This window comes from Micromonospora sp. DT31 (assembly GCF_049841795.1).
Classification (GTDB): Bacteria; Actinomycetota; Actinomycetes; order Mycobacteriales; family Micromonosporaceae; genus Micromonospora.
In genome coordinates this window covers 1-25,912 of sequence record NZ_JBNCKZ010000017.1, presented here as the reverse complement: position 1 = coordinate 25,912, position 25,912 = coordinate 1, and the positions used below count along the sequence as shown (strand labels likewise).

General features: G+C 74.5%; 23 protein-coding genes and 2 pseudogenes. 16 read left to right on the top strand and 9 right to left on the bottom strand.

Annotation, left to right across the window (positions count from 1 at the left end; genetic code table 11):
* The first annotated feature begins 25 nt into the window (after window positions 1-25).
* The 3 genes and pseudogenes from ACLQ2X_RS23055 (at window position 26) to ACLQ2X_RS23045 (ending at window position 6,278) form a co-directional block, all read left to right on the top strand.
* Complete coding sequence (locus tag ACLQ2X_RS23055) at window positions 26-5,476, top strand: SDR family NAD(P)-dependent oxidoreductase (protein ID WP_425683169.1); 5,451 nt, start codon at window positions 26-28, stop codon at window positions 5,474-5,476.
* 30 nt (window positions 5,477-5,506) lie between these two features.
* A pseudogene (locus ACLQ2X_RS23050) lies at window positions 5,507-6,004 on the top strand (TauD/TfdA family dioxygenase); the annotation flags it as partial.
* Window positions 6,005-6,086: 82 nt separating this feature from the next.
* Window positions 6,087-6,278 (top strand): MbtH family protein, encoded by a 192-nt coding sequence (locus ACLQ2X_RS23045; RefSeq protein WP_425683168.1) that lies wholly within the window; start codon window positions 6,087-6,089, stop codon window positions 6,276-6,278.
* A 92-nt stretch (window positions 6,279-6,370) separates the two neighbouring features.
* On the opposite strand, the gene ACLQ2X_RS23040 is transcribed toward ACLQ2X_RS23045, so the two are convergent.
* From ACLQ2X_RS23040 to ACLQ2X_RS23030, 3 genes and pseudogenes are all read right to left on the bottom strand, one after another.
* Entirely contained in the window at window positions 6,371-7,588 is a 1,218-nt protein-coding gene (locus ACLQ2X_RS23040; RefSeq protein WP_425683167.1) for a hypothetical protein, read from the bottom strand.
* Window positions 7,589-7,630: 42 nt separating this feature from the next.
* The gene (locus ACLQ2X_RS23035; RefSeq protein ID WP_425683166.1) at window positions 7,631-8,143 is read right to left on the bottom strand and encodes an NUDIX hydrolase; all 513 of its coding nucleotides are present in this window, start codon (window positions 8,141-8,143) and stop codon (window positions 7,631-7,633) included.
* A 90-nt stretch (window positions 8,144-8,233) separates the two neighbouring features.
* Window positions 8,234-8,829 (bottom strand): annotated as a pseudogene (locus ACLQ2X_RS23030) (DUF4291 domain-containing protein).
* A gap of 79 nt (window positions 8,830-8,908) precedes the next feature.
* Here ACLQ2X_RS23030 and ACLQ2X_RS23025 point away from each other — a divergent pair.
* Complete coding sequence (locus tag ACLQ2X_RS23025) at window positions 8,909-9,403, top strand: type II toxin-antitoxin system PemK/MazF family toxin (RefSeq protein ID WP_425683165.1); 495 nt, start codon at window positions 8,909-8,911, stop codon at window positions 9,401-9,403.
* A 131-nt stretch (window positions 9,404-9,534) separates the two neighbouring features.
* Here the strand turns inward: ACLQ2X_RS23025 and ACLQ2X_RS23020 are convergent, their stop codons facing one another.
* Entirely contained in the window at window positions 9,535-10,170 is a 636-nt protein-coding gene (locus tag ACLQ2X_RS23020) for a GGDEF domain-containing protein (RefSeq protein ID WP_425683164.1), read from the bottom strand.
* 223 nt (window positions 10,171-10,393) lie between these two features.
* On the opposite strand from ACLQ2X_RS23020, the gene ACLQ2X_RS23015 reads away from it, so the two are divergent.
* From ACLQ2X_RS23015 to ACLQ2X_RS23000, 4 genes are all read left to right on the top strand, one after another.
* A complete protein-coding gene (locus ACLQ2X_RS23015; RefSeq protein ID WP_425683163.1) occupies window positions 10,394-10,651 on the top strand; it encodes a DUF397 domain-containing protein in 258 nt (85 codons plus the stop codon).
* A gap of 105 nt (window positions 10,652-10,756) precedes the next feature.
* Window positions 10,757-11,644: a helix-turn-helix domain-containing protein gene (locus ACLQ2X_RS23010; protein ID WP_425683162.1), complete on the top strand. Its 888-nt coding sequence runs from the start codon at window positions 10,757-10,759 to the stop codon at window positions 11,642-11,644.
* Window positions 11,645-11,732: 88 nt separating this feature from the next.
* Complete coding sequence (locus tag ACLQ2X_RS23005) at window positions 11,733-12,581, top strand: SAM-dependent methyltransferase (protein ID WP_425683161.1); 849 nt, start codon at window positions 11,733-11,735, stop codon at window positions 12,579-12,581.
* Window positions 12,582-12,644: 63 nt separating this feature from the next.
* Window positions 12,645-14,078 carry a serine/threonine-protein kinase gene (locus ACLQ2X_RS23000; RefSeq protein ID WP_425683160.1) on the top strand — a complete coding sequence of 478 codons (1,434 nt, stop codon included), beginning with the start codon at window positions 12,645-12,647 and terminating at the stop codon, window positions 14,076-14,078.
* Window positions 14,079-14,127: 49 nt separating this feature from the next.
* Here ACLQ2X_RS23000 and ACLQ2X_RS22995 read toward each other — a convergent pair whose 3' ends face one another.
* On the bottom strand, window positions 14,128-14,820 hold the full coding sequence (locus tag ACLQ2X_RS22995) for a carbon-nitrogen hydrolase family protein (RefSeq protein ID WP_425683159.1): 693 nt from the start codon (window positions 14,818-14,820) through the stop codon (window positions 14,128-14,130).
* A 52-nt stretch (window positions 14,821-14,872) separates the two neighbouring features.
* Here ACLQ2X_RS22995 and ACLQ2X_RS22990 point away from each other — a divergent pair, with 52 nt between their 5' ends.
* A complete protein-coding gene (locus ACLQ2X_RS22990) occupies window positions 14,873-15,625 on the top strand; it encodes a DedA family protein (protein WP_425683158.1) in 753 nt (250 codons plus the stop codon).
* Between the two features lies 1 nt (window position 15,626).
* Here the strand turns inward: ACLQ2X_RS22990 and ACLQ2X_RS22985 are convergent, their stop codons facing one another.
* Complete coding sequence (locus ACLQ2X_RS22985; RefSeq protein WP_425683157.1) at window positions 15,627-16,994, bottom strand: alpha/beta hydrolase family protein; 1,368 nt, start codon at window positions 16,992-16,994, stop codon at window positions 15,627-15,629.
* Between the two features lie 131 nt (window positions 16,995-17,125).
* Window positions 17,126-18,457, bottom strand: coding sequence for an NADP-specific glutamate dehydrogenase (gdhA, locus tag ACLQ2X_RS22980; RefSeq protein WP_425683156.1), 1,332 nt, complete (start codon window positions 18,455-18,457; stop codon window positions 17,126-17,128).
* A 768-nt stretch (window positions 18,458-19,225) separates the two neighbouring features.
* Here gdhA and ACLQ2X_RS22975 point away from each other — a divergent pair.
* Both ACLQ2X_RS22975 and ACLQ2X_RS22970 read left to right on the top strand, forming a co-directional pair.
* Complete coding sequence (locus tag ACLQ2X_RS22975) at window positions 19,226-19,408, top strand: hypothetical protein (RefSeq protein WP_425683155.1); 183 nt, start codon at window positions 19,226-19,228, stop codon at window positions 19,406-19,408.
* Between the two features lie 16 nt (window positions 19,409-19,424).
* Window positions 19,425-20,396, top strand: coding sequence for a pirin family protein (locus tag ACLQ2X_RS22970; protein ID WP_425683154.1), 972 nt, complete (start codon window positions 19,425-19,427; stop codon window positions 20,394-20,396).
* Window positions 20,397-20,678: 282 nt separating this feature from the next.
* Here ACLQ2X_RS22970 and ACLQ2X_RS22965 read toward each other — a convergent pair whose 3' ends face one another.
* Window positions 20,679-20,948, bottom strand: coding sequence for a DUF2795 domain-containing protein (locus ACLQ2X_RS22965; protein ID WP_425683153.1), 270 nt, complete (start codon window positions 20,946-20,948; stop codon window positions 20,679-20,681).
* A 153-nt stretch (window positions 20,949-21,101) separates the two neighbouring features.
* On the opposite strand from ACLQ2X_RS22965, the gene ACLQ2X_RS22960 reads away from it, so the two are divergent.
* The gene (locus ACLQ2X_RS22960) at window positions 21,102-21,509 is read left to right on the top strand and encodes a DUF2267 domain-containing protein (RefSeq protein WP_425683152.1); all 408 of its coding nucleotides are present in this window, start codon (window positions 21,102-21,104) and stop codon (window positions 21,507-21,509) included.
* 27 nt (window positions 21,510-21,536) lie between these two features.
* Here ACLQ2X_RS22960 and ACLQ2X_RS22955 read toward each other — a convergent pair whose 3' ends face one another.
* Complete coding sequence (locus tag ACLQ2X_RS22955; protein WP_425683151.1) at window positions 21,537-22,709, bottom strand: CaiB/BaiF CoA transferase family protein; 1,173 nt, start codon at window positions 22,707-22,709, stop codon at window positions 21,537-21,539.
* Window positions 22,710-22,953: 244 nt separating this feature from the next.
* Here ACLQ2X_RS22955 and ACLQ2X_RS22950 point away from each other — a divergent pair, with 244 nt between their 5' ends.
* The 4 genes from ACLQ2X_RS22950 (at window position 22,954) to ACLQ2X_RS22935 (ending at window position 25,751) form a co-directional block, all read left to right on the top strand.
* Entirely contained in the window at window positions 22,954-23,988 is a 1,035-nt protein-coding gene (locus ACLQ2X_RS22950; protein ID WP_425683150.1) for a TerC family protein, read from the top strand.
* A 113-nt stretch (window positions 23,989-24,101) separates the two neighbouring features.
* Window positions 24,102-24,701 (top strand): sulfite oxidase-like oxidoreductase, encoded by a 600-nt coding sequence (locus tag ACLQ2X_RS22945; RefSeq protein WP_425683149.1) that lies wholly within the window; start codon window positions 24,102-24,104, stop codon window positions 24,699-24,701.
* A gap of 1 nt (window position 24,702) precedes the next feature.
* A complete protein-coding gene (locus ACLQ2X_RS22940) occupies window positions 24,703-25,461 on the top strand; it encodes a ferredoxin reductase (protein WP_425683148.1) in 759 nt (252 codons plus the stop codon).
* 17 nt (window positions 25,462-25,478) lie between these two features.
* The gene (locus ACLQ2X_RS22935; protein ID WP_425683147.1) at window positions 25,479-25,751 is read left to right on the top strand and encodes a DUF6510 family protein; all 273 of its coding nucleotides are present in this window, start codon (window positions 25,479-25,481) and stop codon (window positions 25,749-25,751) included.
* Window positions 25,752-25,912: the final 161 nt, after the last annotated feature.

The following is a 25,912-nucleotide window of genomic DNA, read 5'->3' as shown; positions in this document are numbered from 1 at the left end:
ATCCTCTGTGAATGAAGGAATTCCCATGCAGAACGACATTCCCGTCAACGACGACGGCATCGAAGCGATCGCGATCGTCGGACTCGCCGCCCGGTTGCCCGGCGCCGCCGACGTCAACGAGTTCTGGCGCAACCTGGTCGACGGTGTGGAGTCGACGACCGAGTTGACCCGCGAGGAGCAGTTGGCCCGGGGCGCCCGCCCGGAGGAGGTCGACGACCCGGGGTGGGTGAACCATGCCCCGCTGATCGACGGCTACGACGAGTTCGACGCCGGCCTGTTCGGGATGACCGCCCGCGAGGCCGAGGTCACCGACCCGCAGCACCGGCTGTTCCTGGAGAGCTGCTACGCGGCTCTGCAGGACGCCGGGTACGACCCGGGCCGCTACGACGGCGCCGTCGGTGTGTACGCGGGCACCGGCGGCAACATGTACCTGCACCGCAACGTGATGCGTAACAAGCGGGTCGGTGGTAACCCGCACAACATTGTGTCGCTGGCCACCGGCAACTCGCCGAACTACGTGGCCACGAACGTCTCCTACCGGCTGGACCTGCGCGGCCCCAGCCTGACCGTGCACACCGCCTGCTCCACCTCGCTCGTCGCGTTCCACCTCGCCTGCGAGGCGCTGCGCAACGGCGAGTGCGACATGGCTCTGGCCGGTGGCGTGAACATCGAACTGCCGCACGTGGGTTACCTCGGCATGGACGGCTTCACCTCCCCGGACGGGCGGTGTCGCCCGTTCGACTCCGGCGCCAACGGCACCGTCTGGGGCAGCGGCGTCGGAGTGACGCTGCTCAAGCGACTCGCCGACGCCGTCGCCGACGGCGACACCATCCGCGCGGTGGTGCTCGGCAACGCGATCAACAACGACGGCGCCGGCAAGGTGGGCTTCAGCGCCCCCAGCATCGACGGTCAGACGGAGGCGGTGGCCCAGGCCGTCGCGCTGGCCGGTATCGACCCGCGCAGCATCAGCTACGTCGAGGCGCACGGCACCGGCACCGCGCTCGGCGACCCGATCGAGATCGCGGCGCTGTCCGCCGTCTACACCAAGGACACCGACGAGCGGGGCTGGTGCGGCATCGGCTCGGTGAAGTCGAACATCGGCCACCTCAGCCAGCCCTCCGGCATCGTCAGCGTGATCAAGACGGTGCTGGCCATGGAGCACGGGCTGATCCCGCCGACGATCAACTTCGAGGCACCCAACCCGGCGATCGACTTCGCCGACACCCCGTTCTACGTGACCAACACCCTCACCAAATGGGACACCGACGGCGGCCCGCGCCGGGCCGGGGTCAGCTCCTTCGGCATCGGCGGCACCAACGCCCACGTGGTGCTCCAGGAGGCGCCGGCCGTGCGCCGGCCCGACCGGCCGGAGCGCCCGGCGCACCTGCTCCAGGTGTCGGCGAAGACCCCCACCGCGCTGGACAGCGCCGTGCGGCGACTCGCCGAGCACCTGGAGGGTGGCGTGGACGCGCCGCTGGCCGACGTGGCGCACACGCTGCGGGTCGGGCGGCAGACGTACGCCCACCGCGCCGCCGTGGTGGCCGCCGACGCGCAGTCCGCCGCCGCCGCGCTGCGGGAGCGGCGCAAGGGACACCGGGGTGTCGCCGAGGGGCCGGCGCCCCGGGTGGCGTTCCTGTTCAGCGGTCAGGGCGCCCAGTACGCCGGCATGGGTGCCGAACTGTACGAGCAGGACCCGGCGTACGCCGCCGCCGTGGACGAGTGCGCCGAACTGCTGCGCCCCGAGCTGGGCCTGGACATCCGGGACCTGATCCTCGGCCGCGACCCGGAGGCGGCGCAGCGGCTCACCGAGACCCGGTGGACCCAGCCGGCGCTGTTCACCGTCGAGTACGCGCTCGCCGTCGCCTGGCGGGCGGCCGGCGTCAGGCCCGCGGCGATGATCGGCCACTCCATCGGCGAGTACGTGGCCGCGACCCTCGCCGGGGTGCTCAGCCTCCCCGACGCGCTGAAGGTGGTCGCCGCCCGGGGCCGGCTCATGCACGCTCTGCCGGCCGGTTCGATGCTCGCCGTGACACTCGACGAGTCGGCGGTCGCCGACCGGCTGCCCGAGGGCCTGTCGGTAGCCACCGTGAACGGCCCCGGCACCTGCGTGGTGGCCGGCGAGACCGCGCTTGTGGAGCAGTTCGCCGCGAGCCTGGGCGGCAAGAACAAGTCGAAGCTGCTGCGCACCTCGCACGCCTTCCACTCGCCGATGATGGACCCGCTCCTGGACGAGTTCACCGCGTTGATGGCCTCGGTGACGCTGCGCCCGCCGACCGCGCCGTTCGTGTCCAACGTGACCGGCACCTGGATCACCGAGGCGCAGGCCACCGACCCGGCGTACTGGGCCGCGCACCTGCGCCGCCCGGTCCGCTTCGGCGCGTGCGTGGCCACCCTGCTCGCCGAGGGCACCTGGGCGCTCGTCGAGTGCGGCCCCGGCCGGCAGCTGGCCAACCTGGCCCGGATGCAGGTCGCCAAGGCCGGTGAGGCGCAGCGGGCGCTCACCCCGCTGGGCAGCCTGCCCGGGCCGGGGGAGCAGACCGGTGACCTGGCCGCGCTGCTCGGCACCGCCGCCACGCTCTGGTGCGTCGGGGTGCCGGTGCGCCTCGCGGCCGACCCGCGGGCGCGGCGGGTGCCGCTGCCCACCTACCCGTTCGAGCGTCGCCGCTACTGGGTCGACCCGGACCCGGAGCAGCAGGCCGCCGAGGCGCCCGCCGAGACCGGCCCGCGCCCGCTGCCCGAGTGGTTCGCCGTGCCGGTGTGGCGGCAGGCCGCACCGACCCGCACCGTCGAGCCGCTGGGCCGCTGCCTGGTGCTGGCCGACGGCCCGCGCGGGGAGGCGCTGCTGGCCGCGTTGCGCGCCGCCGGCGACGACCCGGTCGAGGTGCGCGCCGGTGCGGCGTTCACGGTCACCCCGACCGGCTTCCGGGTGCGCCCCGGCGTACGCGCCGACGCCGAGGCGCTCGTCGACGCGCTCGGCGCCGGCCTGCCCCGGCGGATCGTGCACGCGTTCGCCCTCGACGGGGAGCCGGCCGGCACCGACCTGGACGCCGCCTGGGCGGCCCAGGAGCGTGGCTTCTTCGGCGCCCTGCACCTGGTGCAGGCGCTCGCCGGTGCCGGGCACACCGCCGACGAGGCGGGGATGCGGCTGGACCTGGTCACCGCCGGCATCGGCGACGTGCGCGGCGACGACCTGGTCCGGCCCGAGCACGCCACCCTGACCGGCCTGGCCCGGGTGCTCCCGGCGGAGCTGCCCGGTCTGGCCGTGCGGCTGCTCGACAGCGATCCGGCCGGGCGGGGCGTCGCCGCGCTGGTGGCCGAGCTGCGTACCCCTCTCGACGCGGAACACACGGAGGTGGCGCTGCGCGGGCAGCGCCGCTGGGTGGCCGGCTACGAGCAGGTGACCGTGACCGCCGAGGAGGAGCCGGGCGTGCTGCGGGAGGAGGGCCGATACCTGATCACCGGTGGTCTGGGTGGCATCGGGGTCACCCTGGCCGAGGACTTCGCCCGGCGGGCCCGCGCCAAGCTGGTGCTGCTGGCCCGCTCCGGGCTGCCCGCGCGCGACGAGTGGGACGCGCACCTGGCGGTGCACGGCGGCGCCGACCGCGCGGGCCGGGCCATCGCGGCGATCCGCCGGATGGAGGCCGCCGGCGCGGAGGTGCTGGTGCTCGCCGCCGACGTCACCGACCCGGCCGACCTGCGCCGGGTCCGTGCCGAGGCGGAACGCCGGTTCGGTGGGCTGGACGGCATCGTGCACGCCGCCGGCCTGCCCGGCGGCGGCATGGCCGAGGTGAAGGAGCGGGACGAGGCGCAACGGGTGCTCGCACCGAAGCTCGCCGGCACGCTCGCGCTGGCCCAGGTCTTCGGCGACCTGCCGCTGGACTTCGTCGTGCTCTGCTCGTCGATCACCGCGGTGATCGGCGGCTTCGGTCAGGTGGACTACTGCGCGGCGAACAACTTCCTGGACGCGGTGGCGCGGTCCGGCGCCGGGTTCCGCGCCCCGGTGTTGTCGCAGAACTGGGGCGGCTGGGCCGAGGTCGGCATGGCGGTGGAGACCGCCGCGCCGGCCGCCTTCCGGGCCGCCGGCCGGGACACCGTGACGACGGCGGTCAGCCACCCGGTGCTGACCACCATGGTCGCCGGCCCGGACGGCACGGTGCTGCACGGCCTGGTCGCGTCCGACACCCACTGGCTGCTCGACGAGCACCGGATCGGCGGGGTGCCTGTGGTGCCGGGTACCGCCCACCTGGAGTCGGTGCGGGCCGCGGTGGCCGCCGCGCTGCCCGCGCCGGGACCGGACGCCGCGGTGGAACTGCGCGACGTGGTGTTCCTGGAGCCGTTCTCGGTGCCGGACGGCGCCGTGGCCCAGTACCGGGTGGAGCTGACCCCGGCCGAGGACGGGATGGTCTTCGCCGTCGCCAGCCTCGCCGCCGGCCAGGCGCGCGTCCACGTCCGCGGCGCGGCCGGTTGGACCACCGACGCCGCCCCGCCGGCCGCCGTGCCGACGGTCACCGGCCGGCGGGTCGACGACGACGCCTCGTTCGGCAGGGGCCGCACCAGCATGCTGACGTTCGGTCCGCGCTGGGCGGCGCTGGCCGAGCACCACCTCGCCGACGGGGAGGAGGTGGCCCGGGTCGAGGCACCCGCCGCCGCGCTCGCCGACCTGCCCTCGTGGGGCCTGCACCCGGCGTTGCTGGACGTGGCCACCGCGTTCGGTCGGGGTCAGGGCTCCGGCACCTACCTGCCGCTGTCGTACGGCCGGATCGTGGTGCGCGGGACGCTGCCGGCGGTGTTCCACAGCCACCTGCGGCACCGGCCGGGCACCACCGACGAGGTGGTCGTCGCCGACCTGTCGCTGCGCGACCCGGACGGTCGGGAACTGGTCGCGATTGGCGACTTCGTGCTGCGCCGGGTCGACCAGGGCGCGGTCACCGGCACCCTCGCCGGGGCCCCGGCGGACGATGTGGACACCCCGGCGGCGGTCACCGAGGACATCCGCCCGGTCGACGGGGCGGAGGCGTTCCGCCGCAGCCTCGCCGCGGGTCTCGGCGCGCAGGTGGTCATCGCCACCCGCACCGTCGCCGACATTCGGCGTCGGGCCGGCCGGGTGACCACCGACAGCCTCGCCGAGGAGACCGACACCCCGGCCGCCCCGGTCGCCACCGGGGGCGGTTCGGCGGCGCCGAGCACCGAGTTGGAGAAGACGATCGCCCAGGTGTGGCGCGACGGCCTCGGCGTCACCGACGTCGGCGTGGACGACGACTTCTTCGCCCTCGGCGGCAACTCGCTTGTCGCCGTGCAGCTGATCGCCTCCATGCGCAAGGCGACGGGCGTGCGGCTGCCGATGCGCAGCCTCTTCGAGACCCCGACGGTGGGCGGCCTGGCCGCCCGGATCGAGGAGTTGCGTGCCGAGGCGCCCGCCGACCAGCCGGCCGCACCGGCGACAATCCCGTCCATCCCGCGACTGCCCCGCGGCTGACACCCCCAGGGCACAAGGAGACACCGCACCATGAGTGAGACAACCGCGACGTTGCCGGTCGTCGTCGAGCCGGACGGCCGTTCGCTGACCGACCTCGTCGCGGCCCGGCGCGCCGAACTGCGGGACACCCTGGTCGCCAGCGGAGGGCTGCTGTTCCGCGGGTTCGACGTCGGCGGCGTGGACGGCTTCGACCAGGCCGTACGGGCCCTGGCCGGGGAACCGCTCACCTACACCGAGCGCTCCTCGCCCCGGCACTCCATCAAGGGCCGGGTCTACACCTCGACCGACTACCCGCCGGACGAGGAGATCGTCCTGCACAACGAGAACTCCTACCAGGCGCGGTGGCCGTTGACGCTGTTCTTCTACTGCGTCACGCCGCCGCAGACCCGGGGCGCCACCCCGCTGGCCGACGTCCGCCGGGTGTACGAGCTGATCGACCCGGCCGTCCGGGAGGAGTTCGCGCGCCGCCGCTGGATGCTGGTGCGCAACTTCCACGGCGACTTCGGCACCCGTTGGCAGGAGGTCTTCAGGGAACCGTTCACCGGTCCGCGCAGGATCGCCGTGGCGATGGCGGAGCCGTACACCCCCGAAAACGTAGGAGCGAACTGACATGGCCGAAACCCGTTTCCTGGTCGTCCGCAACGACGAGGAGCAGTACTCGATCTGGGCGGCCGACCGGGAGCTACCCGCCGGCTGGCACGACACCGGCTTCGCCGGCAGCCGCGAGGAGTGCCTGGCCCACGTGGACGAGGTCTGGACCGACATGCGTCCCCGCTCGGTGCGCGAGGCGACGGCTCGGTGAGCGCGGTGATCGGCACCGGCCCCGGGCGGGGCATCTCGGGGACCGGCCAGCGTGCGGCGGTGGTCGAGGCCGGTGAGTAGGACGTCGACGAGCTATCCGGCCTCGCCGGCGGGCAGCTCCTGCGGGTCGGCCACCCAGGCGGAGTAGACGGGCAGCGCGTGCCAGGGGCCGCCGGCCGGGTCGGTGGTCACCGCCACCACGGCGTACGGGTGGCCGAAGCGCAGCTCCGCGACGCGGGCGACCCCCGCGGGCGGCAGGCCGGCCAGCATGGCGAACGCGGTCACCGCGGCCGCCTCGAAGCCGTAGCGACCGAACCGGGCCACCGCCGACTGGACCGCATCGAACGGCGGTTCGGCCACCCCGAGCAGCCCGCCCAGCGCCGAGGCCGCCGCGTCGAAGCCGAACCCGGGCGGCGTCAGGTCGTGCCGGCTCTGCGCGGACCAGCACGGCAGCACCGCCGTGGCGCGTTCCTCCCGCCCGTCGGCCGCGAACGTGCGGGTCGGCTCCTCGCGCAGCGTCCACAGCGGAGTCTCGCCCAGCGGCAGGTCGAACAACGACCGGCGTCCCGGCGGTGGCCCGTCCGGCGCGAACGAGGCCGCGACGGCCAGTTCCCGCGCGGCGGCCAGCACGTCGTCGGCCGGCACTCGCGGCTCGGCGATCACCGACACCACGAGCATCCCGGTGCCGTCGTCACCGGTGCCGGCGGGCACGGCGTGCACCGCCACGTCGCCGGCCCGGTCGGTGCCTGCCACCCAGCAGCGGTGCCCGAACGACGGGGTGGCCAGCACCTGCCGCAGCCGGCCGACCCACGGGCTGTCCGCGCCCAGCGCCGTGGCCGGCGCCACGTCGAACGGGTCCGCCCACGACACCCGGGTCGCCAACGCGCTGGCCATCACGAGCAGCGTCTCCGGCCCGACGTCGACCGGGAACTCGTCGATCAACCCGGCGGTGCGCTCGCGGGCCCACGCGTCAAGCGCCGCCCGGTCCGGCAGCGGGCCGCGCTCGGTGCGCTCGGGCAGGCCCGCGCGCCACCGGCCCAGCTCGGGGAACGGCGTCCGTTCCCACAACGCGGTGGCGGCGGCGACCATCGGGTGCGGCGTGGCCAGCAGCGCCGCCGCCGCCGCCGCGGCGTCGTCCGGGTCCAGTCCGAGCGCCTCGGTCAGCGCGGCCCGGTCCGCCCCGGTGGCGGCCGGGCCGATCAGCGCCAGCAGCAGCCAGGCACCCAGCGGCGAGGCGACGTGGTGGGTGTCACCGGCGGCGCGATGCAGCCGCTCGGCGTAACGGGCCAGGGGTGCGTGTAGAGGGTTCACCCGCCCCACTCTGCCGGTTGCCGCGCCCGCCGGCAGCCCCGGTCAGGACCACAGCTCGAACGGCTCGTCGATCTCCTCCCCGGCCAGGAACGCCGGCAGCAGCTCGGGCAGCCGACCCGGATAGCAGCGCGGCCGGTCGGCGAGCACCTCGGCCAGCGGCCACCAGCGGAAGTCGAAGTAGTCCTCCACCTCGTAGTCCAGGCGCGACGCCTCGTCGACGTCCGGCCCCGGCCCGGCCAGGCGTACCCGCACCACCACCTCGTCCTGGAGGTGGCGGCGCTGCCGGTGCCGGAAGCTGGCCCGCCGCCGCCAGGTCGGCGCGCCGATCTCGCCCGGCGCGACGACGATGCCGGTCTCCTCGCGCAGTTCCCGCACCGCCGCCTCCCGGTACGTCTCGCCGGGATCGAGCCCGCCGCCGGGCAGCTCCCACCACACGCCCAGGTCCGGATGGTCCGGGTCGCGGGTGTGGAACAGCAGCAGGCGGTCGGCGGCGTCGAGCACCACCAGCCGCACGGCGCTCCGCTCGAACAGCGGCAGATCGTCGGGCAACTCCACGCTCCGAGGATAAGGAAGGGCCCCTTATTAACGCCTCCGGTAGGAGAAGGGCCCCCTGTTAACACCGCGCCAGCACCGCGCCGGACCCGCTCAGCCGGCGTCGACGACGCGGGCGACCTCGGCCGGCAGCGGGTACGGCCGCTCCGCCGGCAGCAGCGCCGACGCCCCGGACTCGTCGCCGTCGGTGAGACGGTCGTGCACCGACCGGGCCAGCCCGGTGACGTCGGTGACCCCGACCACCCATTCGTCGACGTACCGGCGTACCGCCTCGCCGGTCAGCCCCACCTGCAGCGAGCGGTACGGCAGCGCGGCCAGCCGCAGCGAGCGTTCCGGGTCCCACTGCACCCGCACCGGGCTGACCCGCAGGCTGCGCCGCCAGGCGTCCCGGTCCGGGTGCAGGCGGGGGTCGTAGCTGCTGAGGCAGGCGTGCCGTAGGGCCCACTCGAAGCCGGCCCGGCTGATGTCGACCGCCAGAACCCGTTCCTGGCCCGGCTTGAGCGCCCAGCCGCAGCGGTACATCATCAGCGGAACGAGGGCTTGATCCAGGTCATCCGCTCCCGTTTGAAGGGCGGCACGAACCGGCCCGCGCGCAGGGCCGCGTCGGCGATCTCCGGCGGGTACGCCTGGTAGACGACGACGGTGGTGTCGGTGAACGTGGCGCGGATCTGCTGGCGGGGCACTGTCACGGGGGCATGGTGCCACCCCGTCACCGGCCCGGCGACCCGATTCCGGGGTCGGCGTACCCCGACCGATAGGCTGCCCGCCGTGGCAGGTCTGTTGAGGAATGTGGCGTCCCGGCTCGGCCGGATCACCGGGGGCGCTGCCGCGCCCACCCGCACCGGCCGGCCGATTCCGGCGCAGGTGGCGCGCCGCCGCCAGGTCAGCGCGTTGCAGCGCCGGGAGTTGTCGTACGCCCCGGAGCCGGACGGGCAGGCCGACCCGGGGGAGATCGTCTGGACGTGGGTGCCCTACGAGGACGACCCGCGTCAGGGCAAGGACCGCCCGGTGCTCGTGGTGGGTCGGCACAGCCGCACCCTGTTCGGCCTGATGCTGTCCAGCCAGAGCGACCGGGACGGGCAGCGGCACTGGCTGGCGCTGGGGCCGGGGGAGTGGGACCGGGACAACCGGCCCAGCTGGGTGCGCCTGGACCGGGTGCTCACCATGCGCGAGGACGCCATCCGGCGCGAGGGGGCGGTGCTGGACCGGCCCCGGTTCGACCGGGTCGGGCAGGCGTTGCGGGCGGGCTACGGCTGGCGGTGACCGCGTCGGGAACGGGGCTGGTCAGCCTGGCCGGGGACGCGTTGCGGGCGCTCGACCGCTGGCCCGACTGACGGTACGACGGGCGGGAACCGGCAGTCCGGGCGCGACGGCCGGCCGGGCGGAGCCGGCGGTCAGCACTCGGCGAGGAGCTGGCGTGGCGGCCGGGCGGACCCGAGGGTCTTCGCCTCGTACATGGCGGCGTCGGCGCGGCACAGCGCGTCGGTGAGCTGGGTGGGGCAGTGCACCGGCGCGAGCCCCACCGAGGCGGTGACCTGGATGCTGCGTGCGCCGAGCGGGATCGGTGGGGCGAGCGCGTCGCAGAGCCGGCGGGTGGCGGTCTCGATCCACCGCCGGTCCGGCGTCGGCGGGGCCAGCAGGCCGGCGAACTCGTCGCCGCCGAGGCGGGCCACCAGGTTGTCGCCGGCGAACGTGGCGAGTCGTTGCGCCACGCTGACCAGCACCTGGTCCCCGGCGGCGTGCCCGTAGCGGTCGTTGACCTGTTTGAAGTCGTCGAGGTCGAGCACCACGGCGACCAGGGGCTGGCCGGCGGAGTCGGTGAGCAGGGTGGCGGCGAGCCGGAAGAAGGCGCGGCGGTTGGGCAGGCCGGTCAGCGGGTCGTGGCTGGCGGCGTGCCGCTCGGCGGCCAGCTCGGCTTGGAGCAGCTCGATCTCGGCCTCGGCGCGTATCGCCCGACGGCGTAGCTGCAACGCGGAGGCCAGCGCGCCGACCGCGGAGATGCCGGAGGCGATGGCCATTGGATCCGGCAACGCGTCCTCCTCACCGCAGTCCCGAAGCCGCTCGCGGCGGCAACCTGGGGCCGGGCTCGGGTCACCGAACGTGAGCGGACCGGCACACCTCATTTCGGTTATCATGCTCTCCGTCCATTGCAGATGCAATAGCAAATGCACGTGCATCTGACTCCTCAGTCGACAGACGTCGCCACCCACCGCTCCTCCCGCGGCCTCGGCTGGCTCATCCCGAAGGACGCTCATGCAGCAGCCCCCGAACGGCGTGCCCGTTACCGAGTTGCCCCCCGTGCGCTGGCTGAAGAGCCGTCGCAGCAACCCCAGCGGCAACTGCGTGGAACTGGCCGAGCTGCCCGGCGGCACCGGCATCGCCGTACGCAACTCCCGGCACCCGGAGGGCCCGGCGCTCATCTACACGGTGGACGAGATCGCCGCGTTCGTGCTCGGCGCCCGGGACGGCGACTTCGACCACCTCATCCCGCCGCCGCGCACACGGGACTGAGTCTCCTCCGTCCGGAGGAGTTCACCTCACTGTCGGTTCATGGCATGCTTACTCGTCGGCCGGGAGGGCACCCGGTCGGGGCAGTCGGGATGCGAGGGCGGTCAGGTGACGACGGTGCCCGTCGAGGGCGGTCCGACCAGCGGTCCCACAGTGCTGCGCATGCTGCTCGGAGCACAGCTGCGGCGCCTGCGGGAAGACGCCGGGGTCAGCCGGGAGACCGCCGGCTGGGAGATCCGCTCCTCCGAATCCAAGATCAGCCGGATGGAGCTGGGCCGGGTCGGCTTCAAGGAACGCGACGTGGCCGACCTGCTGACGCTCTACGGGGTCACCGCGCCGGAGGACCGCACCGCCCTGCTCAAGCTGGCCCGGGACGCGAACAGTCCGGGCTGGTGGCACCGCTACGGCGACGTGCTCCCCGGCTGGTTCCAGTCCTATCTGGGGCTGGAGGCCGCCACCGCGCTGATCCGCACGTACGAGGTGCAGTTCGTGCCCGGGCTGCTGCAGACCGCGGCGTACGCCCGGGAGGTGATCCTGCTGGGCCATCGCGGTGCGGCCCCGGCGGAGCTGGACCGGCGCGTCGAACTGCGGATGCAGCGCAAGGAGTTGCTGCGCCGCCCCAAGCCGCCGCAGTTGTGGGCGGTGCTCGACGAGGCGGTGCTGCGCCGCCCGATCGGCGGCCCGGCGGTGATGCGCGAGCAGATCGACGCGCTGATCGCGGCGACCGCCGCGCCGAACGTGCGGTTGCAGATCGTGCCGTTCGCCGCCGGTGGGCACGCCGCGGCCAGCGGCGCGTTCAGCATCCTGCGCTTCGGCGACGCCGACCTGCCCGACATCGTCTACATCGAACAGTTGACGAGCGCGATCTACCTGGACAAGCGCGACGACCTCGACTTCTACGCCGAGGCGATGGAACGGCTGTGCGTCGAGGCCGCGCCGCCGGAGCGCACCGCGCAGATGCTGACCGGCCTGCGCGACGAGCTGTACCCGGCCTGACCGGCGTGGCGTCGGGCAGTAGCATGACCGGCGACAGTGGACGGACACGGTCCGCCCCGGTGGTGGCGAGTGAGTCGTGGAGGCGGTCTTGACCAGCGAGAACTTCGAAGCGGCGACCGAGTCGGGCCACGCCGGGCACCGGATCGACACGTCGGTGGCGCATCCCGCCCGGCGATACAACTACTGGCTCGGCGGCAAGGACAACTTCCAGGCCGACCGCGACTCCGGCGACGCGATGGCCGCCCGCTTCCCGACCATCCGGATCAGCGCGCTGGAGAACCGGCGCTTCCTGCGCCGCGCGGTCCACCACCTGGCCGGCGAGGCGGGCATCCGGCAGTTCCTCGACATCGGCACCGGCATCCCCAGCGCCGACAACACCCACGAGGTGGCGCAGTCCGTCGCCCCGAGCACCCGGGTGGTCTACGTCGACAACGACCCGATCGTGCTGGCCCACGCCCGGGCGCTGCTCACCAGCTCCGCCGAGGGCGCGACCGCCTACCTCGACGCGGACCTGCGCGACCCGGAGCGGATCCTCGCCCACCCCGACCTGCGCCGCACCCTCGACCTGTCCCGACCGGTGGGGCTGATGCTGCTGGCGGTGCTGCACTTCGTGCCCGACGGCGAGGACCCGTACGCGATCGTCACCCGGCTGCTGGACGCGCTGCCCGCCGGCAGCTACCTGGCCGCCTCGCACGCCACCCACGACTACCTGCCGGCCTCGGTGGCCGCCGAGGCGAAGGCCGCGGCCCGGGGCGGCGGCCCGCACGGTGTGATCAACCTGCGCAGCCAGGCGGAGTTCGTGCGCTTCTTCGACGGGCTGGACCTGGTCGAGCCGGGGGTCTGCTCGGTGGCCGAGTGGCGGGCCGAAGGTGAGCCGGAGCCGCGCCCGTCGGTGGTCGACGTCAGCATGTACGGCGGGGTCGCCCGCAAGCCCTGACCGGCGTCGCGCCGGCCGCCGGGGTTGACGGGGTGCGGGGCCGAGCGGGCACACTGGGGCATCATGTCGCCGTTCACGCCAGCTCTGCGCCTGCACGACCGGTACGTCCTGCACGAGCGGATCGGTCACGGCGGGATGTCCGAGGTGTGGCGCGCCCACGACGAGGTGCTGCACCGGCCGGTCGCGGTGAAGGCCCTCGCCGGCCGTCCCGCCGCCGACCCGAACCTGCGCGCGGTCCTGCAACGCGAGGCCCGCGCGGCGGCCCGCCTCACCCACCCGCACGTGACCCAGGTGTACGACTACGGCGAGGCCGACCTGCCCGACGGCACTGTGGTGCCGTACCTGGTGATGGAACTGGTGGCCGGGCAGACCCTGGCCGACCGGCTGGCCGTCGGGCCGCTGGCCTGGCCGGACGCGGTGCGGATGGCTCGGCAGGTCGCCGCCGCGTTGGCCGCCGCGCACCGGCTCGGCGTGGTGCACCGGGACGTCAAACCGGCGAACGTGATGCTCACCGAGACCGGCGCGAAGGTGCTCGACTTCGGCATCGCCGCGCCCGCCGGCCCGCATCCCGCGACCGGGCAGACCGGGGAACTGCTGATGGGCACCCCGGCCTACTTCGCCCCCGAGCGGCTCGACCCCGGCCCGGCGAACCCGGCCGGCGACGTGTACGCGCTCGGCGTGCTGCTGTACCGCAGTCTCACCGGCCGACCCCCGCTGCCGGTACGCACCTGGGACGACCTGCTGGAGGTGCGGCGGCACCGCCCACCGGTGCCGCCGGTGCGGGTGCCCGGGCTGCCCGCCGACATCGCCGACCTGGTCCTGGCCTGCCTGGCCGTCGACCCGGCCCGGCGGCCCACCGCGGCCGATCTCGCCGCCCGCCTCGGCGCGGCCCGTCCGACCGATCCACCGACCGCGATCCCGCCCACCGTGCCCGCGGCGGCCCGTCCGGGTGCCGTGCCGCCGGTCGGGCACCCGCCCACGCTGATCGAGCGGCCGACCCGGACCGTACCGACAGGTCGGCCCACGGTCTCGTCGAACCGGCTCACCGGGGTGCTTGTCGCGGGCGCGGTGGTGCTGCTGCTCGCCGTGGTCGGCGCGTTGCTGCTCGACGGCGGGGCGGGCACGCCGCCCACCGCCGCGCCGCCGCCGGGGACGAGTGCCGCGCCGCCCGCCCCGAAACCGAAGCCGACCGTCGCGTCGACGGCGGCGCCGCAGACCGAACCGGTCAGCCTGCGCCAGCTCACCGACCGGTTCGCCGACCTGGTGGACCGGGCCGAGGCGACCCGGCTGATCGACCGTAAGACCGCCGACGACCTGCGCAAGAAGGCCGCCGAGCTGGAGCGGGGCAAGGCGAAGGACCGGGCCGATCGGGTGGTTGACCTGCGGGAGCGCATCGAGGACGCGGTCGACGACGACGAGCTCGACCGGGCCACCGGTGCCGCGTTGGGCAAGTTGCTCGACGCCTACGACCGGCTGCGCGGCCCCGGCCAGGGCTGAACGCCTCCCGGCTGACGCCGCCGCCGATCGCCGGACCGCCGGTGACGCGTCAGCGCAGCGACGCGCCGGCCAGCTCGCCGACCCCGGTGCCCGCGTGCGCCACCGCCACCCCGGCCGGCGACCAGATGCCCGAACCACCGGCCGCGTCCGCGTACCCGCCGCCGGTCGACCCGGCGAAGCTCGCCACCGCCACCCACACGCCGTGCGCGGCGGCGATGCGGCGGGCACGCTCCGCCGGCACCGCCGCGTCGCGCGCCGACTCCAACACCCCGGCCAGGTAGGCGTCCGCGCCCCGGGCCACGGTCGCCGCCGCGTGCTCCGGCACCCCGGTGTCCCTGCACACCGCCAGCCCCAGCCGCCAGCCGTCCACCTCCAGCACCGCCGGCTCCCGGCCCGGCCGGACATGCCGGGGCTCCGCGCCACCGACGAACATCTTCCGGTACGCGACCCGGACGCCCTCGGCGTCGACCGCGAGCACCCCGATGTGCGGGCCGGCCACCGGCGCCCCGGCCAACGCCAGCGTCCCGGTGTCGGCGCACGCCGCCCGCAGCGTCGCGAGCCTCGGATCGGCCGGGTCCAGCGGTGCGGCCGTCAACTCGTACCCGGTCAGGGACATCTCGGGGAAGACCACCACCCGCGCCCCGGCGGCGCGTACCACGTCGGCGTGCCGCTCGGCGTTGCCCGCCACGTCGTGGGAGCGGACGAGGGGTTGGGCGACGGCGACCCGCAGCGGTGTGCGCACGCCGACAGGGTAGCCGTGGCCGTCCGAGCGGTCGCCCCGTAACGTGAACGGGATGATCGGAAACGCACAGCTGCTCGCCGGCCCCCGGGTGAGCGCCGCGCGGGCCGCGGAACCGGCCGGCGACGGACCTGTCGGGTGGGTCACCGGCCTGGTGGAACGACTCGGCGGCCCGGGCGCAGGGCTCGCGGTGGCCCTGGAGAACCTGTTCCCACCCATTCCCAGCGAGGTGATCCTGCCGCTGGCCGGCTTCACCGCCAGCCAGGGCCGGATGAGCCTGTTCGGCGCGATCGCGTGGACCACGCTCGGTTCGGTGGTGGGGGCGCTGGCGCTCTACTACATCGGTGCGGCCCTCGGGCGGGACCGGATGCGGGCGCTGGCCGCGCGGCTGCCGCTGATCAAGCTGGACGATGTGGACCGCACCGAGGCGTGGTTCCTCCGCCACGGCGTCAAGGCGGTGTTCTTCGGCCGGATGATCCCGATCTTCCGCAGTCTGATCTCCATCCCGGCGGGCGTGGAACGGATGCCGGTGCCGACGTTCCTGCTGTTCACCGCCCTGGGCAGTCTGATCTGGAACACGGTGTTCGTGCTCGCCGGCTATCTGCTGGGCGAGCAGTGGCACGTGGTCGAGGCGTACGCCGGCACGCTGCAGAAACTGGTCATCCTGGCGGTGGTGGCCGGCGTCTGCTGGTTCGTGGTGAGCCGGGTGCGGCGGTCCCGCCGGGTCGTGGCGACGACACCGGAGGAACCGCCGGCCCAGGAGGGCACCGTCTACCGCGGCGGTTGGTACGCCCCGGACGAGGACTGAGTCAGCAGGCCGGGTAGAGGCGACGGGTGCCGCTGCCGGCCGTCCAGGCGGCCCGGTCGCTGAACCGGCACCCGAAGTCCGGCGATGCCACCGACCGGGGGTCGGTGACCGCGTCGCCGGCCGGGCGCTTGCCGGTGCGTACCCAGCGGACCAGGTCGTCCCAGGCGGCGCCGGCCTCCGCCGGGCTGAACTCGCAGTGCTGGGTGGTCCGCACCGCCCGCTGCACCAGCAGCCGGGACCGGCCGTGCGCGGCCACGTCCCGGGCGTACGCCTGCTCCATCCGCAGCGGCACGAACAGGTCGCCGAGGCCGTGCAGGCTCAGCACCGGCGCGGTGGGTCGGCCGGCGATCCGGGGCACCTCGGTCAGCCCGGGGGCCAGCCGCTGTCCCAGGTTCTCCGGGAACACCCGCTGCACCGTGGCGTTCAGGTTCACCGGCTGGTTCGGGGTGTACCTGGTGAACACGTTCGTGGCGAGCTGACCGGGGCGTCGGGCGGGGGAGGTGCCGTCGCCGTCGCTGACGGCGATGCCGAACAGGAAGTCCTTCCACACCGCGAACGCGGCGTCGGCGCCCGGGCGCGGGCCACCGGAGCGTGCCGTGGTGACCGCGCGCAGTTGCCGGCCGAGCTCGTTCGTGGTGTCCGGACCGGTGGGCGTCAGGCCGGCCAGGCCGAGGGTCACCTGGATGCGGGGCACCGCGTTGGTGAGGTAGTCGGCCGGCGGCGGGTAGGCGCGCACCCCGGCGAGGGCCTGGGCGACCACGTTGTAGTCGAGGAAGAAGTCGAACAGCTCCTGGTCGCCGAGCACGCCGCACATGGGCAGCGCCCCGGCGTAGAAGCCCGGGTACTGCTCCAGGGAACGGCCGATGACGTGACCGCCCATGGAGACGCCCGCGATGAGGACCCGGTGGGGTCGCCGGACGGTACGGGCGAACAGGTCGGCCAGCGCCCGGGTGCCCTGTACGCCGGAGCGCACGTCGTAGCCGTTGCGGTCGTAGGAGGACGACGCCCACGCGTAGCCCTGGGTCAGCAGGCGCTGCCGCAGGTCGAAGCCGGGCGGTTCGGGGGACAGCTCGGTGCCCTGGCCACGGTAGCCGTGCGCCCACATCACCAGTTCGCCGTTCCAGCGGGCGGGGACCTCGATGATGAAGCCGGCGTGCGCGTGCACACCCTGCCGGACGGTGGTGGCGGCCCCGCCGACGACCAGCGGCGCGAGCGGCGGGTTGACGATGGTGTAGCCGGGCAGCGGACCGCTGCCGTCGGCGCGACCGGTTGCGGCGGCGGCAGGTGCCGCACCGGCCAGGCCGAGCGCCAGCGTGAGCGCGGTGCCGGCGGCGAGCAGCCGGCGGCGCAGGGTGGATGAGGGCTGCATGCTGCTCCCCGGGGGACGGTGCCGCCCCGGGACGGGGACGACGCGCGGGACCGGTGCCTACCGACCGGTAGCGCACTGAACCTAGGCCGGGCGTCGAGGGCTGTCAATCGCTCACCGGCCGCCCGGCCGGGTCACACCAGGCCGTGTGCCAGCATCGCCTCGGCCACCCGGCGGAACCCCTGGATGTTCGCGCCGGCCACGTAGTCGCCGGGCAGGCCGTACTCCTCGGCGGTCGCCCAGCAGCGGTCGTGCACGTCCCGCATGATCTCGCGCAGTCGCTGCTCCGACTCGTCGAAGGTCCACGTGTCGCGGCTGGCGTTCTGCTGCATCTCCAGGCCGCTGACCGCGACCCCGCCGGCGTTGGCCGCCTTGCCCGGGGCGAACCGCACCCCGGCCCGGCTGAGGATCCGCACCGCCTCCGGGGTGGTGGGCATGTTCGCCCCCTCCACCACCGCGACGCAGCCGCCGGCCACCAGCGCGGCGGCCTCCGCGCCGCCGATCTCGTTCTGCGTGGCGCAGGGCAGCGCCAGGTCGCAGGGCACCTCCCACACGTTGCGGCCGTCGACCGCCACCGCGTTGCGCGCGTGCGTCGTGTACTCGTCCAGGCGGCCCCGCCGCTCCTCCTTCAGCTCGCGCAGCAGCGCCAGGTCGATGCCCTTGTCGTCGACCACGTAGCCGCCGGAGTCCGAGCACGCGACCACCGTGCCGCCGAGCTGGTGCACCTTCTCGATGGCGTAGATGGCCACGTTGCCGGAGCCGGACACCACCACCCGCTTGCCCTCCAGGCTGTCACCGGACTGCCGCAGCATCTCCTCGGCGAAGAACACCGCCCCGTACCCGGTCGCCTCCCGCCGTGCCTGCGCGCCCCCGTAGGCCAGGCCCTTGCCGGTGAGCACGCCCGCGTCGTACCTGTTGGTGATGCGCTTGTACTGGCCGAACAGGTAGCCGATCTCCCGGCCGCCCACCCCGATGTCACCGGCCGGCACGTCGGTCTGCGGGCCGATGTGCCGGTACAGCTCGGTCATGAAGCTCTGGCAGAACCGCATCACCTCCCGGTCGGAGCGGCCCTTCGGGTCGAAGTCGGCGCCACCCTTGCCGCCGCCGATCGCCAGCCCGGTCAGCGCGTTCTTGAAGATCTGCTCGAACCCGAGGAACTTCACGATGCCCAGGTAGACCGACGGGTGGAAGCGCAGGCCGCCCTTGAACGGGCCGAGCGCGCTGTTGAACTCCACCCGGAAGCCCCGGTTCACCCGCACCCGGCCGCGGTCGTCCTCCCACGGCACCCGGAAGATGACCTGCCGTTCCGGTTCGCAGACCCGCTCGACCACCTCGGCGTACTCCGGATGCCGGGCCAGGGCCGGACCGATGCTCTCCAGCACCTCGCGGACCGCCTGATGGAACTCGGGCTCTCCCGGGTTCCGGGCGACCACGCCGGCGAACACCGACTCGACTGTCTCCGGCATCACGGGCACCTCCTCTCGCCTCGAACGCGGGCCCTGCGGCAAGCGTCGCCCCAGGATAGGAGCGGTCTGCGGGGTCGGCCCACCGGTCGCCGGGGACGCCACCATCTGGACTACGGCGCGGGACGCCCGCGCCCGACCGGAGGGCGGGTGAGTTTGGCGGCCACCGCGTCGAGGACCCAGTCCAGGCCGGTCGGTGGCAACGAATCCGTACAGCCGCATCGGGCCGACGTTCAGCCGGGGGCGACCTTGCGCACCGACACCGCCTCCAGTCCGCCCGCGTCGGCGAGCGCGATGGCGGCGGTGACGATCCGCTCCCGGTCGAGCGGCGCGGGAGGGTTCGGCGGGCTCACCTTCGCCCGGGTCCTGCACCGCCACGGCCACCCCGTCGACGTGCTCGAACGCGGTCCGGCCCCGGACTCCCGTCCGCCGGGTGGCACGCTGGACCTGCACGAGGGACTGGCATCGGCGCGCCGGACGACGCGGGCGTGACACCCCGACCGGACCTGCCCGGGAACCGGGTCCGGCTGCGCGTCGTCGACAACGGCCGCGGCGGCCCGGTCGCCGTGGAGGTACTGCTCAACTCCCGGGTGACCTGGCGGCTGCGGCTGGTCGGCGGTGTCCACGAGCAGCGCCTCGACCTGGGCGCGGCCCGGCTCGCCGGGATCGACCTGATCGGCGGCTCGGCGCGTACCGACCTGTGGTTGCCCGCGCTCGACGGCGGGCTCGTCGTGCGGATGACCGGCGGGGGTCGCCGACCTCACCGTCGTCGTGCCCGGCGGGCCGCCGGCCCGGGTGGCCGCCGGCGCCGGCTCGCTGAGCGTGTACGACGTGTCGCGCGGCGGGGTCGCGGCCGGGGACGTGGTCAGCTCGCCGGGCTGGGACCGGGCGGCCGACCGGCTCTACCCGGACCTGGTGGGCGGCGCGAACGCGGTGAGCGTCACCGGGCGGTGAGCGTACAGTCGGGGCGGTGGACCGCACCGAATCCCTGCCCGCGCAGACACTGCCGCCGGGGGCCGGCCCCGCCGACCCGGGCAGCGTGCTGCTGCCCGGCCACGACGTCCCCCTCGGCCGCTACACGACGGTGCGCCGGCTGCTGCCGCAGCGGCGGCGGCGGATGGTCGGCGCGTGGTGCTTCGTCGACCACTTCGGCCCAGACGACGTCGCGCAGCGGCCCGGCATGGAGGTCCCGCCGCACCCGCACACCGGCCTGCAGACGGTCACCTGGCTGCTGGACGGGGAGATCCTGCACCGAGACAGTCTCGGCAACGTGCAACCGATCCGCCCCGGCCAGCTCAACGTGATGACCGCCGGGCGCGGCATCGCCCACTCGGAGCGCTCCCCGCTGGTCCACCCGCCGCTGATGCACGGGGTGCAGCTGTGGGTGGCGCTGCCCGACCCGGCCCGCGCCGGCGACCCGGACTTCGCCCACCACGCCGACCTGCCCCGGTGGCGACACGGCGACGTGGACGTCACGCTGCTCGTCGGCGACCTCGCCGGCCACCGCTCGCCGGCCAGCGCGCACACCCCGCTGCTCGGCGCGCAGCTGGAGGTCCGCGGGCCGGCGCCGGCCACGCTGCCGCTGCGCCCCGACTTCGAGTACGCGCTGCTGGCCCTCTCCGGCGCCGCCGAGTGCGACGGCGTCACGTTCGCCCCCGGTGCGCTGCTGCACCTGGGCACCGGTCGGACCGCGCTGACCCTGCGCGCCGAGCCGGACACCCGGCTGCTGCTGCTCGGCGGCACCCCGTTCGACGAGCCGCTGGTGATGTGGTGGAACTTCGTCGGCCGCTCCCACGAGGAGGTCGCCGCCGCGCGGGAGGACTGGATGGCGGGCCGCCGCTTCGGCACCGTCACCGACGACCCGGTGCCGCCGCTACCTGCGCCCGCGCTGCCCACCACCCGGCTCAAGGCCCGCGACCGCGACGGCGGCCTGCGCGGCTGACCGCACCGCCGCCGGGGTGGTCGACGGCCTGCCGACCGGCGCCACGCGCCGGGGCGGCCACCTGAGCCGCACGTGCGCCCCGCCACACTTCTGGGATTCTCACCCGTTCGGCGGATGCCGCATCGTATGATGATCGTGGCAGCGATGCCCGCCCGGTTCGGGCGAACATCCACCACCTGGCGGTCGCGACCCGGTTCGGGCGTGAACCGCCAGGGTCAGGTGCTGCGTGGCGCCCCAGGTCGCGGTTCGCGACCCGGGGCGCTCGCCTGTTCACGGTGCTGGTCAGATGCCGCGCAGGTGCTGCGAGACGCGGGGACGGTTGTTCCGGGCCTGCGCCGCCTGCTGCGACCGGCCCACCTCCGGGGCCGCGTCGATGCCGGCCGACCGGGCCACCTCGGCTCCGTTGGCGTAGTCGACCGGGGGCAACGCGCGCAACGCCCGCAACACCTCCGGCGGCGCGCCCTCCCGTTGCGCCTCGCGGAGGATGTCGTCCTTGCCGGCTGGATAGTCAAGCGCGGACAGGTACTCCAGGACATCCGAGTAACCAGCCATGGGTCGGCCTCCTCGCGGCGGTAGTCGGTCGTTGACCCGGCCGCGGTTACCCGCCGCGCCGCCGCCCACGCCCTCCCGTCGCGGAGAACCCACGGCTGTTTCTCCCCGCCCTGGGCGGGTAGCCGCGGTGGCGCACCGAAGGGGGTACCACCGATGCACTACCTCACCTTCCTGGGCCGGGTCGCCCGGCTCACCCGTACCAGCGAGGACCGGGCCGCCGCGCTCACCCGGGCCACGCTGGAGACGTTCGCGGAACGGCTGACCGGCGGCGAGGTGCTGGACGTCGCCGCGCAGCTGCCGAAACCGTTGCAGGGGCTGCTCAACCCGTACCCGCGGGACGAGGCCGCCGAGCGGTTCGGCGCGGCCGAGTTCGTCGCCCGCGTCGCCCGCCGGGCGGACTGCGACGAGAACACCGCCCGCGACGCCGTACGCGCGGTGTTCATCACGTTGCGCGAGGCGGTCCGGGGCGGTGAGTTCCAGGACGTGGTGGTCCAGTGGCCGCGTGACTACCGGGACATGGTGGAGCCGGCCCTCGCACCGTCGGCCACCCACCGGCGCTGAACTCACCGACCGTGCTCCCGACCGGGATCAGCCGATCACGCCGGCGTCCCGCAGCGCGGCGATCCGGTCGGCGTCCACGCCGGCCTCGGCGAGTACCTCGTCGGTGTGCTCGCCCGGCCCCGGCGGGGGACGGCGGACCGCGGTCGGCGTGGCTGAGAAGCGCGGCGCGGGCGCCGGCTGCCGCACGCCGTCCGGCGCGACGAAGACCTCCCGGGCCCGCAGGTGCGGGTGCTCCGGCGCCTCCGCCCAGTCGAGGACCGGCGCCACGCAGGCGTCCGTGTCGGCCAGCAGCTCAGTCCACTCGTCGCGGGTGTGGGTGCGGAACAGCCGCGCCCAGGCGGCCCGCAACGCCGGCCAGTTCGCCGGATCGTTCCGGTCCATGTCGTCCTGGTCCGTGGCGCCGTCGGGGTCGGGTCGGAAGCCGGTGCGGCGGACCAGTTCGGCGTAGAACTGCGGCTCCAGCGCGCCGACGGCCACGTACCGGCCGTCGGCGCACTCGTACGTGTCGTAGAACGGCGCGCCGCCGTCGAGCAGGTTCACCCCGCGCCGGTCCTGCCACAGACCCACGCCGCGCAGCGCGTGGATCTGGGTCGCCAGCAGCGACACGCCGTCCACGATCGCCGCGTCGACCACCTGGCCGGACGCGCCGGCGCGCACCGCGTACAGGGCCGAGACCACGCCGAGCGCGAGCATCATCGCGCCGCCGCCGAAGTCGCCGAGCAGGTTCATCGGTGGTACCGGCCGCTCGCCGGCCCGGCCCACCCCGTGCAACGCGCCGGTCAACGCCAGGTAGTCGATGTCGTGGCCGGCGCGCTGCGCCAGCGGGCCGTCCTGCCCCCAGCCGGTCATCCGCCCGTACACCAGCCGACGGTTCGCCGCGAGGCAGTCGTCGGGGCCGAGGCCGAGCCGCTCGGTCACGCCCGGCCGGAAGCCCTCCACCAGGGCGTCCGCGTCGGTGACCAGCGCCAGCACCAGGTCCCGTCCCGCCGCCTGCTTCAGGTCCACCGCGATCGAGCGGCGGTTGCGGTTGAGCAGGTCGCCGGGGAAGGAGCCGAACCCGCCGCCGCCGGCCCGGTCGACCCGCACCACGTCCGCGCCGAGATCGGCCAACATCATCGCGGCGAAGGGCCCTGGGCCGATGCCGGCCAGTTCGATCACCCGTACGCCGGTCAGCGGTCCCTGGTTCGTCACCCGCGTCACCCTAGGTGCCGGGGGCCGGCGACGCTACGGTAGGCGTTCCTACGCAGCGGTTGACCAGGGCAAGCATCGGGCCCCGAGTTGGCGTCCGGCCGGGGTTGGCCTAGCCTTGGCCAGGCGAGGGGAGTACTTCCCAACGAATCATTCCGGTCAGTACGGCCAGCCGCCGAGGCGAGCCCCGGGTGGTTGCCCACGGAAACGTGGGTGAAGGAGACCTCGAACATGACACGGTGTTCGAGGAGGTTCCATGCCCGAACTGTCACTCCTGGCCGCGACCGAGCTGTCGTCGGTCGGCACGCCCACCCTCTGGGCGGTGACGATCGGTGGTGTGCTCGCTCTGCTGGTGCTGGACTTCCTGGTCACCCGCAAGCCGCACGAGGTGTCCATGCGCGAGGCGCTGGGCTGGTCGGCGTTCTACATCGCGCTGCCGCTGGCGTTCGGCGGATGGGTGTGGTGGCGCTACGGCACCCAGCAGGGCGTCGAATACCTCACCGGCTACCTGGTCGAGAAGTCCCTCTCGGTCGACAACCTGTTCGTCTTCATGCTGCTGCTCGCGGCGTTCGCGGTGCCCGCCGTCCTGGCGCAGCGGGTGCTGCTCTACGGCATCGCCGGCGCCCTCGTGCTGCGCGCCGTGTTCATCGCGCTCGGCGCCGCGGCGCTCCAGACGCTCGACTTCGCCTTCCTGATCTTCGCGCTCATCCTCATCGCCACCGCGGCGAAGCTGCTGCGCGACGCCCTCTCCGGGCACCAGCAGGAGGTCGACATCAACAAGATGCGATCGGTACGCCTGCTCCGCAAGATCATGCCGGTGGTCGACGAGTACCACGGCACCCGGATGACGATCCGGCAGGGCGGGCGGCGCGCGCTCACCCCGTTCGCACTCGTCGTGGTCGCGGTCCTGGCCACCGACATCGTGTTCGCGGTCGACTCGGTGCCCGCCGTCTACGGCATCACCGAGGACCCGTACCTCGTCTTCGCCACCAACGCCTTCGCGCTGCTGGGCCTGCGGGCGCTCTACTTCGTGCTGCACGCCGCGCTGAGCCGGCTCGTGCACCTCAGCTACGGCCTGGCCGTCATCCTGGCGTTCATCGGCCTGAAGCTCGGCCTGCACTGGGCGCACGGCATCTGGCCGGGCGTACCGGAGATCCCCACGCTGGCGTCGCTTGGCGTCATCATCGGCGTCCTGGTGATCGTCACCCTCACCAGCCTGCGGGCCACCCGGGACAGCGGTGACGGCAACCGCACCGTCGTGCACGAGACGCAGGGCGGCGGTCACTCCTGACGCCCCCGGTGCGCGCGGGGTCCGCGCGTGACAGCGACGCTGTCACGCGCGGCCCCCGCCCCACTCGGAGCGAACCCGCCGCCCGGTCCGGGCGACGGTGGTACGACTGACGGGTGGGAATCGTCTCGCCCGGCTTCCAGGGCCGACCCCGTACGTCCGCGCCGGACCTGCCGCCCGGGCAGTACCGCACCGAGGACTTCCCGGTGCTCTCCGCCGGCCCGACCCCACGGGTGCCGCCGGACACCTGGGAGTTCGTGCTCACCACCGAGACCGGCGCCGAACACCGCTGGTCGTGGGACGAGCTGATGGCCCTGCCGCAGGACACGCCGACGGTGGACCTGCACTGCGTCACCCGCTGGTCCAAACTCGGCACCACCTGGCGGGGCGTGTCCCTGGACACCCTGCTCGACTCCGTCGACACCGACGCCCGGTACGCCCTGGCCCACTCCTACGGCGGCTACACCACCAACCTGCCCCTGGACGACCTGCGCGGCGGCCGGGCGTGGGTGGCGCACACGTACGACGGCAGGCCGCTGCCGGCCGAGCACGGCGGCCCGGCCCGGCTGCTCGTGCCGCATCTCTACCTGTGGAAGTCGGCGAAGTGGGTACGCGGCATCCGGCTGCTCGTCGACGACCAGCCGGGTTTCTGGGAGACCGCCGGCTACCACGACTACGGCGACCCGTGGCGCGAACAGCGCTACCAGGGCGACTGAGGTGCCCGCCCCGACCGCCGGGCGCCGGGTCGCGCCGCTTACCTGGCGGGTGGCCCGGCTGGCGCGGCGGCGCGTGGAGACACAGACCGCGCAGACGCTGGTGCTCGACGCCCCCGGCTGGCCGGGGCACCTGCCCGGGCAGCACCTCGACCTGCGGCTGACCGCCGCCGACGGCTACCAGGCCGCCCGCTCGTACTCCCTGGCCGGCCCGGCCGACGGCGACCGGATCGAGGTGACCGTGCAGCGGGTGACCGACGGTGAGGTGTCGCCGTACCTGATCGACACGTACGCCGAGGGTGACCCGGTGGAGGTGCGCGGGCCGGTCGGCGGCTGGTTCGTCTGGCGCACCGACGAGACCGCGCCGGTGCTCCTGGTGGCTGGCGGCTCCGGGGTGGTGCCGCTGATGGCGATGGTCCGGGCGCGCCGGGCCGAGGGCAGCCGGACGCCGTTCCGGCTCGTCTACTCGGTGCGCACCCCGGACGACGCGATCTACGCCGACGAACTGCGCCGTCGGGCCCGCGACGACCGGGGCCTGGATGTCGCGTACGTCTACACCCGGCGCGCGCCGCAGGGGTGGCCCGGTGAGCCGCACCGGCTGGGCCTGGCCGACCTGGGCCGCCACGGGTGGCCGCCGCAGGTGCAGCCGCTCTGCTACGTGTGCGGCCCCACCGGCTTCGTGGAGACCGTGGCCGACCTGCTGGTGGGGCTGGGCCACCCGAGTCGCCGGGTGCGGACCGAACGGTTCGGGCCGACCGGCTGAGCACCCGAGGAGGGCGCATGACCGACGTGTCGTACCTGGACGGCAACATGCTCGACGGGCCGCTGCGTGAGCTGCTCGCCGTCGATCTCAGCGCCACCACCGGGCGTTGCGACACCTGCGGCATGACCGGCCTGATGGCCGGCCTGCACGTCTACCCGCACGCCCCCGGTCTGGTCGGGCGGTGCCCGGCCTGCTCCGGGGTGATGGTGCGCCTGGTCCGCGCGCCCCGGCGGGCCTGGCTGGACCTGCGCGGCACCACCTACCTCCAGGTTTCCCTGCCACCCGGGTAGGGCGGTGATCGCCGCGCGGAGGCCGACGAGTGGCCAGGTCGAGCTGCCGGTCACCGGCAGCGGCCGGTGCGCCGACACACCGACAAGGCCCGACCCCCGGTGTGGGGTCGGGCCTTGTCGTGGTGGGGCTCAGCTGGTGCTGTAGCCGCGGGTGGCGATCC